Source organism: Gimesia maris (assembly GCF_008298035.1).
Lineage (GTDB): Bacteria > Planctomycetota > Planctomycetia > Planctomycetales > Planctomycetaceae > Gimesia > Gimesia maris.
This window is the reverse complement of record NZ_CP042910.1, coordinates 2,341,007-2,356,077: the sequence shown is the minus strand read 5'-3', so window position 1 is coordinate 2,356,077 and position 15,071 is coordinate 2,341,007. Positions and strand designations below refer to the sequence as shown.

The 15,071-nt window shown below is 49.4% G+C and carries 12 protein-coding genes; 7 read left to right on the top strand and 5 right to left on the bottom strand.

All coding sequences use genetic code 11. From position 1 onward, the window contains the following. Positions 1-108: 108 nt before the first annotated feature. The 3 genes from GmarT_RS08880 to GmarT_RS08870 all read left to right on the top strand — a co-directional run bounded on the left by GmarT_RS08880 (position 109) and on the right by GmarT_RS08870 (position 7,267). On the top strand, positions 109-5,589 hold the full coding sequence (locus GmarT_RS08880) for a protein kinase domain-containing protein (protein WP_081459399.1): 5,481 nt from the start codon (positions 109-111) through the stop codon (positions 5,587-5,589). Between the two features lie 393 nt (positions 5,590-5,982). Next, entirely contained in the window at positions 5,983-6,189 is a 207-nt protein-coding gene (locus GmarT_RS08875; protein ID WP_002644746.1) for a hypothetical protein, read from the top strand. A 160-nt stretch (positions 6,190-6,349) separates the two neighbouring features. Beyond that, positions 6,350-7,267, top strand: coding sequence for a DUF1559 family PulG-like putative transporter (locus tag GmarT_RS08870; RefSeq protein WP_002644747.1), 918 nt, complete (start codon positions 6,350-6,352; stop codon positions 7,265-7,267). Positions 7,268-7,417: 150 nt separating this feature from the next. Here the strand turns inward: GmarT_RS08870 and GmarT_RS08865 are convergent, their stop codons facing one another. The 3 genes from GmarT_RS08865 to GmarT_RS08855 form a co-directional block, all read right to left on the bottom strand. After that, positions 7,418-7,792, bottom strand: a complete 375-nt coding sequence (locus GmarT_RS08865; protein WP_002644748.1) for an HPF/RaiA family ribosome-associated protein — start codon at positions 7,790-7,792, stop codon at positions 7,418-7,420. A 234-nt stretch (positions 7,793-8,026) separates the two neighbouring features. Then, complete coding sequence (locus tag GmarT_RS08860; RefSeq protein ID WP_002644749.1) at positions 8,027-8,524, bottom strand: hemerythrin domain-containing protein; 498 nt, start codon at positions 8,522-8,524, stop codon at positions 8,027-8,029. Then, positions 8,521-8,823 (bottom strand): hypothetical protein, encoded by a 303-nt coding sequence (locus GmarT_RS08855; RefSeq protein ID WP_002644750.1) that lies wholly within the window; start codon positions 8,821-8,823, stop codon positions 8,521-8,523. The genes GmarT_RS08860 and GmarT_RS08855 overlap by 4 nt, the downstream gene beginning before the upstream one ends. A gap of 522 nt (positions 8,824-9,345) precedes the next feature. Between GmarT_RS08855 and GmarT_RS29435 the strand changes: the two genes are divergently transcribed. From GmarT_RS29435 to rnk, 4 genes are all read left to right on the top strand, one after another. Further along, positions 9,346-9,492: a hypothetical protein gene (locus tag GmarT_RS29435; protein WP_155367898.1), complete on the top strand. Its 147-nt coding sequence runs from the start codon at positions 9,346-9,348 to the stop codon at positions 9,490-9,492. 112 nt (positions 9,493-9,604) lie between these two features. Continuing rightward, positions 9,605-10,780, top strand: a complete 1,176-nt coding sequence (locus GmarT_RS08850; protein ID WP_002644753.1) for a two-component system sensor histidine kinase NtrB — start codon at positions 9,605-9,607, stop codon at positions 10,778-10,780. 27 nt (positions 10,781-10,807) lie between these two features. Further along, the gene (locus GmarT_RS08845; protein WP_002644754.1) at positions 10,808-12,205 is read left to right on the top strand and encodes a sigma-54-dependent transcriptional regulator; all 1,398 of its coding nucleotides are present in this window, start codon (positions 10,808-10,810) and stop codon (positions 12,203-12,205) included. 357 nt (positions 12,206-12,562) lie between these two features. Next, complete coding sequence (gene rnk / locus GmarT_RS08840) at positions 12,563-12,976, top strand: nucleoside diphosphate kinase regulator (RefSeq protein WP_002644756.1); 414 nt, start codon at positions 12,563-12,565, stop codon at positions 12,974-12,976. Between the two features lie 73 nt (positions 12,977-13,049). Here rnk and GmarT_RS08835 read toward each other — a convergent pair whose 3' ends face one another. Both GmarT_RS08835 and GmarT_RS08830 read right to left on the bottom strand, forming a co-directional pair. Continuing rightward, a complete protein-coding gene (locus GmarT_RS08835) occupies positions 13,050-13,652 on the bottom strand; it encodes a flavin reductase family protein (RefSeq protein ID WP_002644757.1) in 603 nt (200 codons plus the stop codon). Positions 13,653-13,860: 208 nt separating this feature from the next. Beyond that, a complete protein-coding gene (locus GmarT_RS08830) occupies positions 13,861-14,757 on the bottom strand; it encodes a dienelactone hydrolase family protein (protein WP_002644758.1) in 897 nt (298 codons plus the stop codon). Positions 14,758-15,071 lie beyond the last annotated feature (314 nt).

Here is a 15,071-nt window from a genome sequence, read left to right as displayed (position 1 = left end):
TAATGCACAATAATGCCGTAAATAAAGCTTTGTTTTAATCAATGATTTCAGTAGAGTAGCTATACGTAACCCATTTGTTCAGTTCACTTTCGTGCTAGTGCGCCAGCGATGTCGATAACCCTGGAAAAATTTATATCTCAGTTGGATGAAAGTGGTGTTATCTCCGCTGTGGAGATCACTGCCTTTCAACAGTCGCAATCTCCTGCAGCGGAGTCTGCCGAAGAGCTGGGCAAGCTGCTGGTGAAGCACAAAAAAGTCACCAAGCTACAAGTCCAGCTGGTTTATCAGGGCAAAGGCGACCGGCTGCTGCTGGGCAATTATCTCATTCTGGATAAAATCGGTGCTGGCGGAATGGGGGACGTCTACCTGGCTGAACACCGTCGTATGGAAAGGCAAGTCGCCCTCAAAACTCTGCCCGCTGCGATGACCAGAGATACACAGTCTATCCTGCGATTCCATCGTGAGGTCAAAGCAGCCGCCAAGCTGACCCATCCCAACATCGTTGCCGCTTATGATGCCGATGAAGCCAATGGCGTGCATTACTTTGTGATGGAGTATGTGGAAGGGATTGACCTTTCAGCGGTTGTGAAAAAACAGGGTGTGCTGGAGGTTGATGTCGCCGTCGATTATATTCTGCAGGCGGCGAAGGGCCTGGAGTTTGCCCATAACAAAGGTGTCATTCACCGCGATATTAAACCCGCCAATATGTTGCTGGACAACGATGGCACCATCAAAATTCTGGACATGGGGCTGGCTCGGATTGAAGACGAAGCCCACGAGATTCCAGCGACGCAGCTGACACAAGATGGCTCAGTGATGGGCACCGTCGATTACATGGCTCCCGAACAGGCAAAGGATACGCACACAGCCGATGCCCGTTCCGATATCTACAGTTTAGGGTGTTCGCTGTATTACCTGCTCACAGGGGAATCAGTTTACCGTGGAAGCACCATGGTCAACCGAATCATGGCTCATCAGAACGACCCCATCCCTACCCTGACAGGCAAGCACATCCTCATTTCTCAGGATGTGGATGCCGTGTTTCAGAAGATGGTTGCCAAGAAGCCGGAAGATCGTTTTCAGTCGATGAGTGAAGTCATTGTCGCCATTGACAATTGTATTCAGATGAAGTCTTCCTCGACTGTTGCGACAGAGCCATCCGATCCAGAGTTACACAAGTTTCTGCAATCACAGCGTATGGCATCCAGTCCAACTGTTGTCATGTCAGCGGATGCCATGAAGGCAGAGAAACCGTTGACGGATACTCAAAATGAGAGCCTCACTTCTGGCTTTTTGAATCACACGCTGGGTGGCACCAGCTATCAACCGTTAGCAAAGCGAAAGCAGTCCATCGGAAAACGGGGTGGAATTATTGCGGGCGTTGTGCTGGCTTCACTCATTTTAATAGCTGGAATCGTACTGAAAGTAGACACTGCGGCAGGGACCATCATTCTGGAAGTCGACCAGCCCGAACTGGCGGGGGCGGTGGTTTCCGTTGATGAGCAACAGAAAATCACCATCAAGACGGGTAAAGGTACAGAGCCGATTGAAGTGGTGGCGGATGAGAAGACACATACATTACAAGTGACCAAAGGCGGATTCGAAACATTCACAAAACAGTTCATTGTAAAAGCGGGTGGCAAAGAGACGATCAAGGTTCGGTTGGAACCGTTGGCAGTGGCTGAGAAAATACCCCCTTCCCAAAATAGTAACTATGCATTGGAGTTTGATGGGAAGACGAACTACGTTGCGGTAAACCTACCGAAGTATACTGCTAACCATCCGCTGACGCTGGAGGCGTTTATAATCCCGCGAGACTCGAGAAATAGTAAATGGCCGGATTCCCCGGTTGGGCTGGCGAGATTACCCCTGAATCTAAACGTCAAATTAGTGAAAGGAAGAGTGAAACTCGAAATATATGTTGAGAACGACCAAAATAAAAAAGATAGATATGCCGAGTTTCTAAGAACAGAATACATACCAATACCATCGGAAGGATTTCACGCTGCAGTCTGCTATGATGGAAAGCGATTGAGTCTGTTCCTGAATGGAAAAAAATTGAATACAACGCGTATGAAAAGAAACACTGATGGATCATATTCTGAAACCGACGGTGAAATTAATTTAAAAGAATTTTATCCAGGTGAGTCTTTTTTTATCGGTTGTCATAGAGACGGCGCCGAATTCTTCCCCGGCATTGTTGATGAAGTTCGCATTTCCAATGTCGCCCGCTACACCAAAGACTTCACACCAGAGAATCGCTTTGAAAGCGATGAGCACACAATGGCGTTGTATCACTTCGATGAAGGCACAGGCGATGTGCTGAAAGACTCTTCCGGCAACGGACATGATGGCAAGATTGTTGGTGCTAAGTGGGTGAAAGTGGATGATGAGTTGCAGGTTAGAATGGTGCCGTTCGCAGTGGCTGAGAAGAAGATGCCATCTGCGGGTACTCCAGCTAAATCGCATTCTGCATTACGGTTCCAAAACCGCTCCGATCATGTGGCTTTACCGCTGAAACATGAAACAGCAGGCGACTTGACAGTCGAAGCATGGGTCACCATTGATGAGAATTCTAATCAACCATCAACTTATATTACAAATGTTAAAGAAGGGCATGGTCTCTTTCTCAGTCTTGCATCGAGTAGGGGAGATAATCAACAATGGGGTTCGACCATTCTGAATAATGGTGAATTCAGACTTATGCCTAGCCATTCCAAAGTCGAAATTGGGAAAAGAACCAATATTGCAGTCACATACAAAGGTAATGTTGCTCAAATTTATGTGAATGGTCACAAAAAAGGAAAGATGAATTTCAAAGAATTAGATATCCTAACAGATGGGCCCTTTTCCATTGGATGGGTGTCAAACCAGAATTTCAAAGGTTCCATCGACGAAGTACGTTTTTCCAACACCGCACGCTACTCCGAAGACTTCACACCAACGGACCACTTTGAAAACGACAAAAACACACTGGCTCTCTACCACTTCGATGAAGGCACAGGTGATGTGCTGAAAGACTCTTCCGGCAACGGACACGATGGCAAGATCGTCGGTGCCAAATGGGTGGAGGTGGAAGATGAGTTGCAGGGTAGTATGGTTCCGCTGGCAGTGGCTGAGAAGAAGATGCCATCTGCGGGTACCCCAGCGAAATCGCATTCTGCATTACGGTTCCAAAACGATTCCGATCGTGTCGTTTTACCTCTGAAACATGAAACAGCAGGCGACTTGACAGTCGAAGCATGGGTCACCATTGATGAGAATTCTAATAGACCACTAAGGTTTATTGCAAATGGTTCCAGTTTGACCAGCTTCGGTATCGGTTATTCAAAAGCTGAGGGAAAAGAAAAAGAATGGTCTACGAGTGTTTCGAATAATGGTCAATTCCAAGTGCTGCAAACCAATTCCAAAGTCGAATTTGGGAAAAGAACCAATATCACAGTCACTTACAAAGGGAATGTTGCACAAATTTATGTGAATGGTCACAAAAAAGGAGAAATGAATTTCACTGGATCAAATATTCATACAGATGAGTTCATTACCATTGGAAATCGGTATAAAGGCCCTCCAATCAAAGGCTCCATCGATGAAGTGCGTTTTTCCAACATCGCCCGTTACACCGAGGACTTCACACCAACGGACCACTTTGAAACCGACAAAAACACATTGGCTCTTTACCACTTCGACGAAGGCAGCGGAGATATTCTCAAAGACGCTTCCGGCAATGGCCATGATGGCAAGATCGTCGGTGCCAAATGGGTGAAGGTGGATGATGAGTTACAGGTGACTGAGCCATCCACCGCAAGCGAAAAACCCATGACTGAACGTGAGGTTGCCGAGTGGGTGATTGGAATGGGCGGGTGGGTAAACACCGGCGGTAAGAGTATCACCAAGATCGAACAGTTGCCAACCGAACCGTTTGTCATCAACTTTTTAGACCTAAAAGGCACGAGCGTGAAAGACGACGATCTGAAACGCTTGGCTGGATTGAAAACCCTACCGAAATTGAATCTTGAAAATACTCTCGTTAGTGACACGGGACTTCAATATCTGAAAGACATCCCGTTAAACTATATTAGTTTAATCGGTACACAAATTACTGATAAGGGGTTCGGTTACCTCTCGAACATGCCAAGCCTGACAACTCTTTATGTTGGCAGCACCGCAATTTCCAATTCTGGTGTAGAGCAATTGAAAGACATGAAACAGCTTGAGAAGTTATCTTTCACTAATACACAAATCGACGGTGTTGGCCTTGGGCATCTCAAAGACTTGAAGAATTTAAAGATATTGGGTTTAGAATCAACGTCAATCAGTGATGTGGACCTGCAACATCTTCACGGTCTAAAGATATTGATTGTACTCGGTCTCAGTAACTGCAAGATAGCTGATTCCGGCCTTGCGTATCTCAAAGACTTGAAGAATCTAAAGGTATTGAGTTTAGATTCAACGCCAATCACTGATGAAGGCTTGAAACATCTTTCCGGCCTGAAGATGTTGCAGACTCTTGAACTCCAAAAGACAAAAGTCACCCCCCAAGGCATTGCCAGCCTGCAAAAAGCCCTGCCGAACTGCAAAATTGTCAGCGATTTCGAAACGAAGCCAATCATGACAAGCGACTCACCCATGACTGACCGTGAGATTGCTGAGTGGGTGATTGGAATGGGTGGAGGCATTGGCATCGGCTTTAAATTAAATTACAAGATCGAAGAGTTGCCAACCGAGCCTGTAATATTTAATTCTGTAAGCCTGAAGAATGCGAGTTTCGAAGACCACGATCTGCAACGTCTGGCAAAGCTGAAAACTCTCAAGTACTTATTTCTTGAGTCTACATCAATCAGTGATACAGGACTTCAATATCTCAGGCAGATGCAAAATTTAGAAGAAATATTTCTGGATTACACAAACATCACAGATGAGGGACTTTTACATCTCAGGGGGCTCCAGAATTTAAGAGTTTTACGTTTGTCAAAAACTAAGATCACAGGGGAAGGACTTGGTCACCTCAAGGATCTGCCGAGATTGCATACCATTGATGTGAACCGTGCGGCCATTACCAATTCGGGTATGAAAGCCATGGGGGATTTGAAACAGCTGACCTCACTAAATATATCTTTCAATTCACAAGTCGATGATACAGGTCTGGGATACATTGAAGGTCTGACAAAACTGGAGAAACTTTTTGCTCATCTTGTCCCCAAAATCACGGACGAGGGATTGAAACACCTGCAAGGCATGAAGCAATTAGAATCTCTCACATTATCAAGCACAGGAATCACGACTACAGGGCTGGAACAACTTACTAAGCATGAGAGCCTCAGCAAACTGGATCTTACCAACTGCAAGATCACTGACTCGGGGCTTGAGCATCTGCAGGACTTAAAGAATCTCCGGGATTTGAGACTTGATTTAACGCCCGTATCCGATGCAGGTTTGCAACACCTTTATAGTTTGAAGAAGTTGGAGAATCTCGATCTCCGAGAAACCAAAGTCACCTCTCAAGGCATTGCCGACCTGCAAAAAGCCCTGCCGAAATGCAAGATTGAAAGCGATTTCAAAACGAAGCCACCGGCAATGAAAGCTCCGTAGGGTCAAGCAGTTTCAACGGAATCTTGCATTGAAAGAATCCTCAAGAATAGAAACTCGATCTGGCCCGAGCGTCAGGAGGTTCACTATTTTAGTCAGACGCAACGAAGTCAGTCTCTCATAGACTAAGCGAAGCATCACTAGTTTTCGTGTTCCTCGCTACTTCAACCCCCTGCTGGCCAGGTCACAGCATACCAGTCCCAAACCTCTTACACCCCACGTGTACGCGTTCACCACCAGTGAACCTGACGCCACTCTTCTCTCTCCTCTACACCCGATCTTTAAGATATTTTGATCAAATTAAGAATTTATCGGTAAATGATTTTATTTCCGTACGATTTTATTGGTAGCTGGAGTGCTAAGCTCCTTCCAAAATACACATAACTACACTTATTTATGAACGGCTCGTTGAGTGCCGCAGCGATTGATCGCTCTGCCTTGCTGGGAACAGCATTCGATTCAGGGCGAAGTCTGCCAGCCACCCCAGGCCGCCTTCAGGTTCCAATTCGCAATCTTGCAATTCCTGCAGGCTGGTTCGACCAGGTGGGGACGCCCCTGTTAAAGTCGCACGGGTTCCATTCCATCAGCCGCTTTGAGCTTTGATGATTATTTCAGATTGATACCGCACTGGTAACGCACATTTCCGGAGCACTTCATCAGCACGGCAGATGAAACAGTTCCTCTTTTTTTACCCATTCTGAGCACAGATTGAGCACTTGGGTTGTGCTTGTTAACCTCTATTTTAAAGGAACGTGTACTTATTATGAGAATGACTCAACGGAACGAGAAACGCGGCTTTACTTTGATCGAACTTTTAGTTGTGATCGCCATTATTGCCATCCTCATTGCATTACTTCTTCCCGCCGTTCAGCAGGCTCGCGAAGCAGCACGTCGCAGTACATGCAAGAACAACCTGAAACAGATCGGTCTGGCGCTGCATAACTACCATGATACACACCGTGTCTTCCCGATGATGTACCAGGGTCTGTCCAGCGGTGCACCCAACCTAGGAGCCACCAACGGGCTGGGCATCGCCTGGGGAACCTATATTCTCCCCTTCATGGATCAGGCCAACTTATACAACAGTATTTCCACACGCATGTTCGGTGCCACCGGCAACGGTGCCGGCGTGCACTGGCTGGACGACACCACTGCCACCGTGGGCACAACCACCCTGGCAAAAACCATTCTGCCCGCCTTTATCTGTCCTTCTGACCCGATGGGCGGTATCAACTCCGACCGCGGTTCCTACGGGAAATCCAATTACCTGGCAGTTGTGGGAACCGACTGGGACGGCGACGGCCCTATCACCGGCGGTGCAACGACCACCTACAAAGGTGCGTTCTACGGAAACTCTCGAAACAGTCTCCGTGATTTTACCGACGGTGCCAGCAACTCGTTTCTCGCCGGAGAACGGACCACCCAGGGAGCCGCCAATGGTGGTATCTGGATCGGTGCCCGCGGAACCCGTTCTGACAATGGTCTGAGAACTTCCGCGAACGGCAACTTCCTGATCAACAATGCAGGCGCAACCGATGGTGCCGCCAGCAGTGCACACGTCGGCGGTTGCCACTTCCTGTTCGGTGATGGACGCATCAGCTTTCTGAGTGAAAATATCAGCTCGGAAACCTATGAGTACCTGGGACTGATCAACGATGGCAAAGTCATCGGCGAATATTAAATAAATGCATATCCGGTTCGTCGAACCGGGTTCCTGCAAATGACAAACGGCTGTTCGTAAAGAGCAGCCGTTTTTTTGCGAATAAAAAAAGTGCGTCAGCCCCTTAAGACTGACGCACCCGAAGAATCTGATTCAGTTAGAAATCACCCGTCACATTTCCGCATCCATTTCCACCAGCGGTTCGGTAATCGCATGTAACGGCTGACGTTTTTTGTCACGTTTTTTTGCCACCTGTCGTTTGAGTGTATGGGCGGCCCGTTTAATGGCGTGCGTAATCGCCGTGGAAATCCGCTCCTGGGTATCTTGAACAATCACGGGCGCACCCGATTGTGTATGCACGACGATTCGACATCGTTTACTGATCCCGCCGCGCGGGCCGTTGATGTCGGTTAGATAAATGCTGACAGTGCGAATCCAGTTATCAATCCGGTCGATTGCCTGATCCCACTGAGTCTCGACAAATTCTTTCGTTTGAGCGCTGCAATCAGTCTGCAGTGCGACACATTCGAAGTCATAGTTTCGCATCTAACTCTCCTCTGTGAAAAAAAAGTCACTCGGATACTAGAGCATGTCGTAATTCACCATGACGTCTCTCAATAGATTTTTTCGGTCCGAAGGGACAGGGAGACGTGACAGTAATTCCGGACACAGTCTGAGTCCATTTTATCTAACGCTGACTGGCAGACAATAAGATAATTAGAAATAACGCCCGTTGAGAATATTCTTATAATTTTCTGTTCACTCCCCCTATAAACCGGTTTACTGGTCTGTCGAAATCAGCGGTCGCTGCTGCTTCTGCTGTTCAGAGAAGACTCTGACCATCAGATCAAATTCCGCTGATTCGTGTTCCTGAAAAGCACGATAGAAGTCTCTAAACAGATCAACTTGTCTGGTATAGGCCTCTTCATCCATTTGCGGATAGAGCATCGCTTCGGCATTCTCTGCGATGGAACAGATTTGCAGATACAGTTCCTCGTGCTGAGCATGCAGCCGCTGAGCTTCGGCTGAGAGCAGCGGATCGGAACTCACCGGTTTTTCAAAATATCCAAACGCATTTTCCAGCGCAAAATGCATGGCAACCTGATCGCGCAGATCGCTGATGAGTCTACTGAACCATTCCGGTCGGAACACATCGGGACTATTCACCAGCCAGCAGGCACGCAGATTATCCAGCAGTCCATACAGCCGGAGATTGTCATCCTTGATCTCCTGCAGAAAGGCAGCATTGATCGTCAGTTTTGGGTTGACGCTGATCATGATCTTGTTTCTTCCCTTTGCTTGAAATGAGCTTCGAATACCCTCTGTTCTTTACCAACCTGAATCCAGAGATGAACCGGGCAGGTCGTGCTACTGCTCTTCCCTGCAAACAATTGTCGCACGATGCTTAACAGACTTTGCAAGGCGTAATAGGAGGGGGTTCTGCCTCGCACACATAACCGCTCCCCATCCAGTTCGAGCTTCAGTTCGTGGAACAGCATTTTCTGATTCGTGGATACAATTCGAGAAATGAAATACTTGAAAAATTCCGTATGCGGATTCAAATTGATCTTCGACATGAGTACGTTGCCCCTCTATGAGCTGATATCGATTCCCTGGATGCTGCCCTCACTGTCAACCGGGGTTGACGGTTTTCGCTTAAGACAGGCAACTCGTGTTGACAGCCTGTTTGATAGCGACCTGAAGATTCCGTCGCCATTCTGCTGTAAATTGCATAATGCGTTTCCAGCAGTCTAGTCAGGCTTGCGGTAACAGGCCCCTCTGCTGCGAATGGTGAGCGGTTCACCTGACTGGATTCGCAAACCATGTGCCGAACAGAGTTATCAACCAGGGAAACTGATCTTTTCACCCGGACAGACATCGCATGTGGCACCACGCACCGCTGCTTCAAAATCTGACTGGCGGCCGAGCCACGCGGAAGTGGCACACCGATTGCATCACAATCTCTCAGCCTCAACCTCGATTCGCTGCAGCTTCCTGCGAATTTACAGAGGAGTAAGATGCTGCAGGACTCGGGGGGACAGGCGATACGCATTTCAGCGGGGATACCAGAATCAATCGCTTTAGAAAGGACCCCAGCAATGACACACAAACCCCACTTCTCGTTCAAGCCAGATCAGCATCGTGAACCAGTCGTCAACTTCATGACCAGCCGGGAATTTCTGCTGGGACAATTCATTCTCGTGCTGGTAACGCTCATCGCTATTTTACTGCGATATCTGAACTGAAACACATTCCAATCAGTCTGCAGTCCGGAAAAACGAGCTGACTGCAGACTGACTTACTTTTTTCCTGCTGAATTCTATCAGTTACGATGTGGAACAGCGTATAATAACCATTATGAAAACGACTCTTCCCACCGATGATGTGTTCAATAACGATTGCTTTCGTGCCATTGCCAATTGTACGTATGACTGGGAAAGCTGGCATACCAGTGCTGGTCGGCTGTTATGGGTGAATGCTGCAGTCGAACGGATGACCGGCTACTCCCCGGAAGAATGCCTGGCCATGACCGATTACCCGCTGCCGATGGTCGCCCCGGAAGATCGGGATAAGATTTCACAGGTTCTGCAGCAGGCACAGGCAGATCAAATCGGAAACGACGTCGAGTTCCGCGCCATCCACCGGAAAGGGCATGAGCTCTGGATGGCTGTCTCCTGGCAGCCGATGTTTCACGGAAACGGAAAACATCTGGGCTTTCGAACCAGCATCCGCGATATTACCGAACGTAACCAGTTACGTGAGCAGTTAAAGTTGCACGCTGCGCACCTCGAACAGCTGGTACAGGAACGGACCGCACAGATCACCCAACTGGAAAAGAATCGCCGCAAAATGGAAAAACTGGCGGCACTGGGACAGCTGGCTGCCGGAGTCGCACATGAAGTCAATAATCCGCTGGCAGGAATTCGGAATGCGTTCGCTCTGTTCAAAGCAGATGTACCGGCCGAACACGAACATTTCGAACTGCTGGAATTGATTGACCGGGAGATTGAAAGAATCAGCTCCATCACCCATCTGATGTATCAGCTCTATCGCCCGAGTGCTCAATGCGCCACTTCTTTCCTGATCGACAATATAATAGAGGATGTCATCCGACTGCTGGAACCTGCCGCAGGCAAGGCACAGGTGCGGGTCGAACAGGAAGCCGATACCGGCGACATCCAGGTCACATTGCCTGAAGGAGAAGTCAAACAGATCCTGCTGAATCTGATTCAAAATGCGATCCAGGCATCAGCGCCCGGCGGCACCGTTTCCATTCGGGTCCGCACCCATAGTGAAACAGTCAAGGTGCAGGTAGCAGACCACGGATCCGGAATTACGGAAGAGAATCTGCCCCGCATTTTCGACCCGTTTTTCAGTACCAAAACCAGTACGCCCCGCCAGGGAATGGGGCTCGGACTCTCTGTTTCGCGAAGTCTGATCGAAGCCATGGGCGGGAGTATTGACGTGATGAGCGCCCCTGGATCCGGGACCTGCTTCACTGCCAGTTTCCCCCAATTTATCCAGCAATCCTGAAACACATTCAACAATAGCAGCATTCTGATGACCAACAGCCCCCAGCACCGAATTTTGATCGCCGATGATGAGCCACTCTATTTAAGAACGACGGGCGAACTCCTGCGCAAATCCGGTTATGATTGCGTCTGCGTTCCCAATGCTCAACAGGCACTCGAAGCGCTGCAGACTCAGCCCTTCGATCTGATTCTCTCCGATTTGAATATGCCGGGCAATTTCAAACTCGAACTACTTCGTGCCGGGCGCAGCAACTGGTCTCACATCCCCCTGATCGTGGTGACCGGGGTCCCCTCGATTCCCTCTGCCATTGAAAGTATCCGCCTGGGGATAACTGACTATCTGCTGAAACCTGTCAAATTTGAAGATTTACTCAGCAGTGTCCGCCGGGCCATTTCCAGTACGGAGAAGACACCCCCTCCCGCTACAACGGAAGATCGTGGACCGCTCAATCTGTCAGACCGATACCCGGAGATTATCGGCAACAGTGCGCCTGTCATGGAATTACTGGAAATCATCGATCGCCTGGCTGAAAGCGATGCCAACGTTCTCATCACGGGGGAAAGTGGAACCGGTAAAGAAGTGGTAGCCCGCGCCATTCATCAGCACAGCCATCGAAAGAAACACAACTTCCAGGTGATCGACTGCACGGCGATTCCCGAGTCTCTGTTCGAGTCGGTCCTGTACGGCCATGTCAAAGGATCGTTCACCGGTGCAGTGAAAGACCAGGCCGGCCTGCTTAGTCTCTGCCATCAGGGAACCGCATTTTTTGACGAGCTGGGTGAGTTACCCCTGACCTCGCAGGCTAAACTCCTGCGGGCCATCCAGGAATCAAAGTTTACTCCCGTCGGAAAGAACTCGCAGATCGAAGTCGATACCCGCTTCATCAGCGCCACCAATCGTGACCTGGAAACCGAAGTCAAAGAAGGTCGATTTCGACAGGACCTGTTCTATCGGCTGGGAGTGATTCACATTGAACTTCCCCCGCTGCGTGAGCGTGGAACTGACATCCTGCAGCTGGCAGAACATTTTCTTCCCGAACTCAAGCCTGTGAAGTCCCCGGTTAATGGATTCTCTGCTGAAACACTGGAATGCTTTCAGCAGTATCGCTGGCCGGGAAACATTCGTGAGTTGCGAAATGTCATTGAACGTGCAGCCACCCTGTCGCGTACTGATTGCATTGAACTGAACGATCTGCCGGAACAACTCAGACGACAGGAGATAAACGGGGAAGCTTCCTCTCTCGATTTGCAGACTGCCTCACGAAATGAAGCTGTCGAAACCGCCGAGCACTCTTACCTCGCCTCCCTGCTGGAAAAATATGCCGGTAATATTTCTCAAGCAGCCCAGCAGGCCGGCCTCTCCCGCCAGGGAATGCATAAGCTGTTAAAAAAACATGGACTGTCTGCCAACGACTACCGCAACTGACAACCCCGGTTTCCAATGACTGTCAACGGCAGTTCACACAGCCGCCTCAATACGCTGATGATTTCACAACCACAACTGCACGGCAGCCTCTTTCAGGTTCCGTTTATTCAGCACATTTTTCTGTCGCTCCGATATTCCTTCGACTTTTGAAAGACTGGTCTGTTTTTTGCAATGAAACAGATCAGTCAAGACAGACAGGTTCTGTGAATCCCCGCTCACACCAGAGCCTTTCACTTTGAACCATAGTGTCTCTGGCTCTATTTTACTCGGCCAAATGGTCCTGGAGACGTACAAACACACTGGAAACAGTCTAAAACACGACCCTTAGACGATTCATGATATTAGAGGAGACCAGCGATGCCTCAGCAGAAGATCTTCATCACCAAAACGGATTACCAGCGGTTGCAGAATCTGCTGCTCAGCGATTTCACACAGGCGATCGGCAACAAACCCTATCTGAGTGGACTTCACGCCGAACTTGCGGTGGCACACATCGTCGAGTCTGAAGAGATCCCCGCCGATATCGTTACCATGAACTCTACTGTGCGCCTGCGGGATCTGGAAACTGATGAACTGGAAACTTACACTCTCGTGTATCCCCAGGATGCGAATATCAAAGAGGGGAAACTCTCGATTCTCACTCCCATCGGTACCGCAATCCTGGGATATCGCATCGGCGATCAGTTACGCAGTCGGGCTTTAGCCGGCGGCAGTAAAATTCGAGTTGAAGAAATTTTATTCCAGCCGGAACGATCGGGACTGACAATATAGACGGTGTCCGTTTTACTGTCGCGTCTCCTGTGACATTTGCTTCACCGCAGCATCGGAGAGACCAGGCGTTCGACTATTGAGGTCGTTCCATTTCGAATCGATCTGTCGTGCGGCAGTACCAGCTGGGCCGGGCCATTCTGCCAATCAGCCGCAGTTCTTCAGAGCGAATGCGCATCGTGTCTGCTTCCCAGTACTGATCCTGAATATGCACCCGCTTGACCAGCCCGATCACCAGCCGGTTATCGCCGATCTGCAGCGTCCCCCATTCCGCACACTCCAGACTCGCCGGTGCAGCCGCGAGTCGGGGAGGTTTGACTGTCGAAGACGGCAACACCTCCATCCCTGCCGCTTCGACTTCACTCACGCCAAATGGCAGACTGGCTGCCGTCTGATTCATCTGCTCTGCCAGCGATTCATCTACCAGGTTAACCACGAACTCATGCAGCTTACGCACATTGATCGCGGTATCTTTCGGCGTACCATCTTCGCGATTTCCCGGACAGAACCCGACGATCGGCGGATGCGCGCCCAGCACATTGAAAAAACTGAAAGGCGCCGCATTCACGACGCCCGCCTCATCCAGTGACGTCACCCACGCAATCGGACGGGGTGTCACCAGTGACGATAATACGGCATAAGCACGACCCAGATCCGCGCCTTCAAAATCAAGTTCCATGGGTTTCAAATCTAATAATAACGAGATAAGAATCTCAGATACAGTAGGTTTATTTACAATCACGATTCAAAACACGGACGACAGGAAACATCAATATCCTGAATTGGTATTTCGAATTCTACGTATTAGAAAAAGCGATTCACTGAATAGTAAAAGCATCTTCCCCGCTGCCACCAGAAGTGACAGCGGGGAAGAAATCGATCACAGGTTAGTCATTTTCTGCCAGGTTCTTTTTGAAGAAGGCCACTGTCCGCTCCCATGCTTTTTTCGCGGCGGCATCGTCGTAGCGGGGAGTCGTATCATTGTGAAAGCCGTGATTGGCCCCTTCATACACGAAAGCCTCGAACGTTTTGCCATTCTTTTTGAGGGCCGCTTCAAACGGACCCGCACCGGCCATGATGCGTTTGTCGAGCGAAGCGTTCTGAATCATCAGCGGTGCCTTGATCTTCGGCACATCTTCCAGGTCAGGCTGCCGACCGTAGAAGGGAACTCCTGCGTCGATCACGTCGGGAAGTTTAACGGCAAGTTCATACACCACACCGCCCCCATAACAGAAACCGACAGCACCGACTTTACCGGTCGACTTCGGATTGGTATCCAGGAACTTGGCCGCGGCGATAAAGTCTTCGGTCATCTTAGCTTTATCGCGTTTGGCCTGCATCGCACGACCGTCATCATCGTTGCCCGGATAACCGCCCAGCGGGGTCAATGCATCGGGTGCAAACGCCAGAAAGCCATCGACGGCCAGCCGCCGCGCGACGTCTGCGATATACGGATTCAATCCGCGATTCTCATGAATCACCAGTACAGCCGGAAACTTCTTCCCCTTCGCCGGCCAGGCCAGCAGACCTTTCATTTCGCCCGCCCCTTCAGGCGACTTGTAGGTGACCGTCTCGGTCTTGATGCGTGGATCATCAGGTTTGACCTGTTCTGCCCAGGCATAGTTGGGACTCAGGCTGGCCATCAGAGCTTCTGCCGTCATCCCCCCCACAGCAAACATCCCGAGCTTTTTAATATAATCACGGCGGTTGAGTCGTCCATGAGCATAGTCGTCATACAGATCCAGAACTTCCTGATCAAACTCTGAAGTTTCTTTACGTTCCATAAGTATTCACTTTCCTGTTGCGATTGAATTTAGCTGGCCTCACTCTCTGATTTGGGGAATCGACCAGAGCCGCTATCGATTCAAATTTCCCCAGAGGCGGTCGGGTTTATTATAAAGTTCGAACCAGAGGGGTGAAACGATTTTTCGGAGAAAGCTCTGCTACATTTCCACCAGTGACGGCAGTGTTCCCGAAAACGTGGATCGATCAGGATCAGATCGCGACAACATGTTTTGGTCAGCCGGGGGAAAGTGGACACTCTGGTAGATGAGACTCCTGTTCATCAGAGTTTACATGAAGCACACTTCGAACTCTT

Coding starts and splice junctions, on each gene's coding strand:
- GmarT_RS08880 (WP_081459399.1), top strand. CDS start 109: ATGTCGATAACCCTGGAAAAATTTATATCTCAGTTGGATGAAAGTGGT.
- GmarT_RS08875 (WP_002644746.1), top strand. CDS start 5,983: ATGAACGGCTCGTTGAGTGCCGCAGCGATTGATCGCTCTGCCTTGCTG.
- GmarT_RS08870 (WP_002644747.1), top strand. CDS start 6,350: ATGAGAATGACTCAACGGAACGAGAAACGCGGCTTTACTTTGATCGAA.
- GmarT_RS08865 (WP_002644748.1), bottom strand. CDS start 7,792: ATGCGAAACTATGACTTCGAATGTGTCGCACTGCAGACTGATTGCAGC.
- GmarT_RS08860 (WP_002644749.1), bottom strand. CDS start 8,524: ATGATCAGCGTCAACCCAAAACTGACGATCAATGCTGCCTTTCTGCAG.
- GmarT_RS08855 (WP_002644750.1), bottom strand. CDS start 8,823: ATGTCGAAGATCAATTTGAATCCGCATACGGAATTTTTCAAGTATTTC.
- GmarT_RS29435 (WP_155367898.1), top strand. CDS start 9,346: ATGACACACAAACCCCACTTCTCGTTCAAGCCAGATCAGCATCGTGAA.
- GmarT_RS08850 (WP_002644753.1), top strand. CDS start 9,605: ATGAAAACGACTCTTCCCACCGATGATGTGTTCAATAACGATTGCTTT.
- GmarT_RS08845 (WP_002644754.1), top strand. CDS start 10,808: ATGACCAACAGCCCCCAGCACCGAATTTTGATCGCCGATGATGAGCCA.
- rnk (WP_002644756.1), top strand. CDS start 12,563: ATGCCTCAGCAGAAGATCTTCATCACCAAAACGGATTACCAGCGGTTG.
- GmarT_RS08835 (WP_002644757.1), bottom strand. CDS start 13,652: ATGGAACTTGATTTTGAAGGCGCGGATCTGGGTCGTGCTTATGCCGTA.
- GmarT_RS08830 (WP_002644758.1), bottom strand. CDS start 14,757: ATGGAACGTAAAGAAACTTCAGAGTTTGATCAGGAAGTTCTGGATCTG.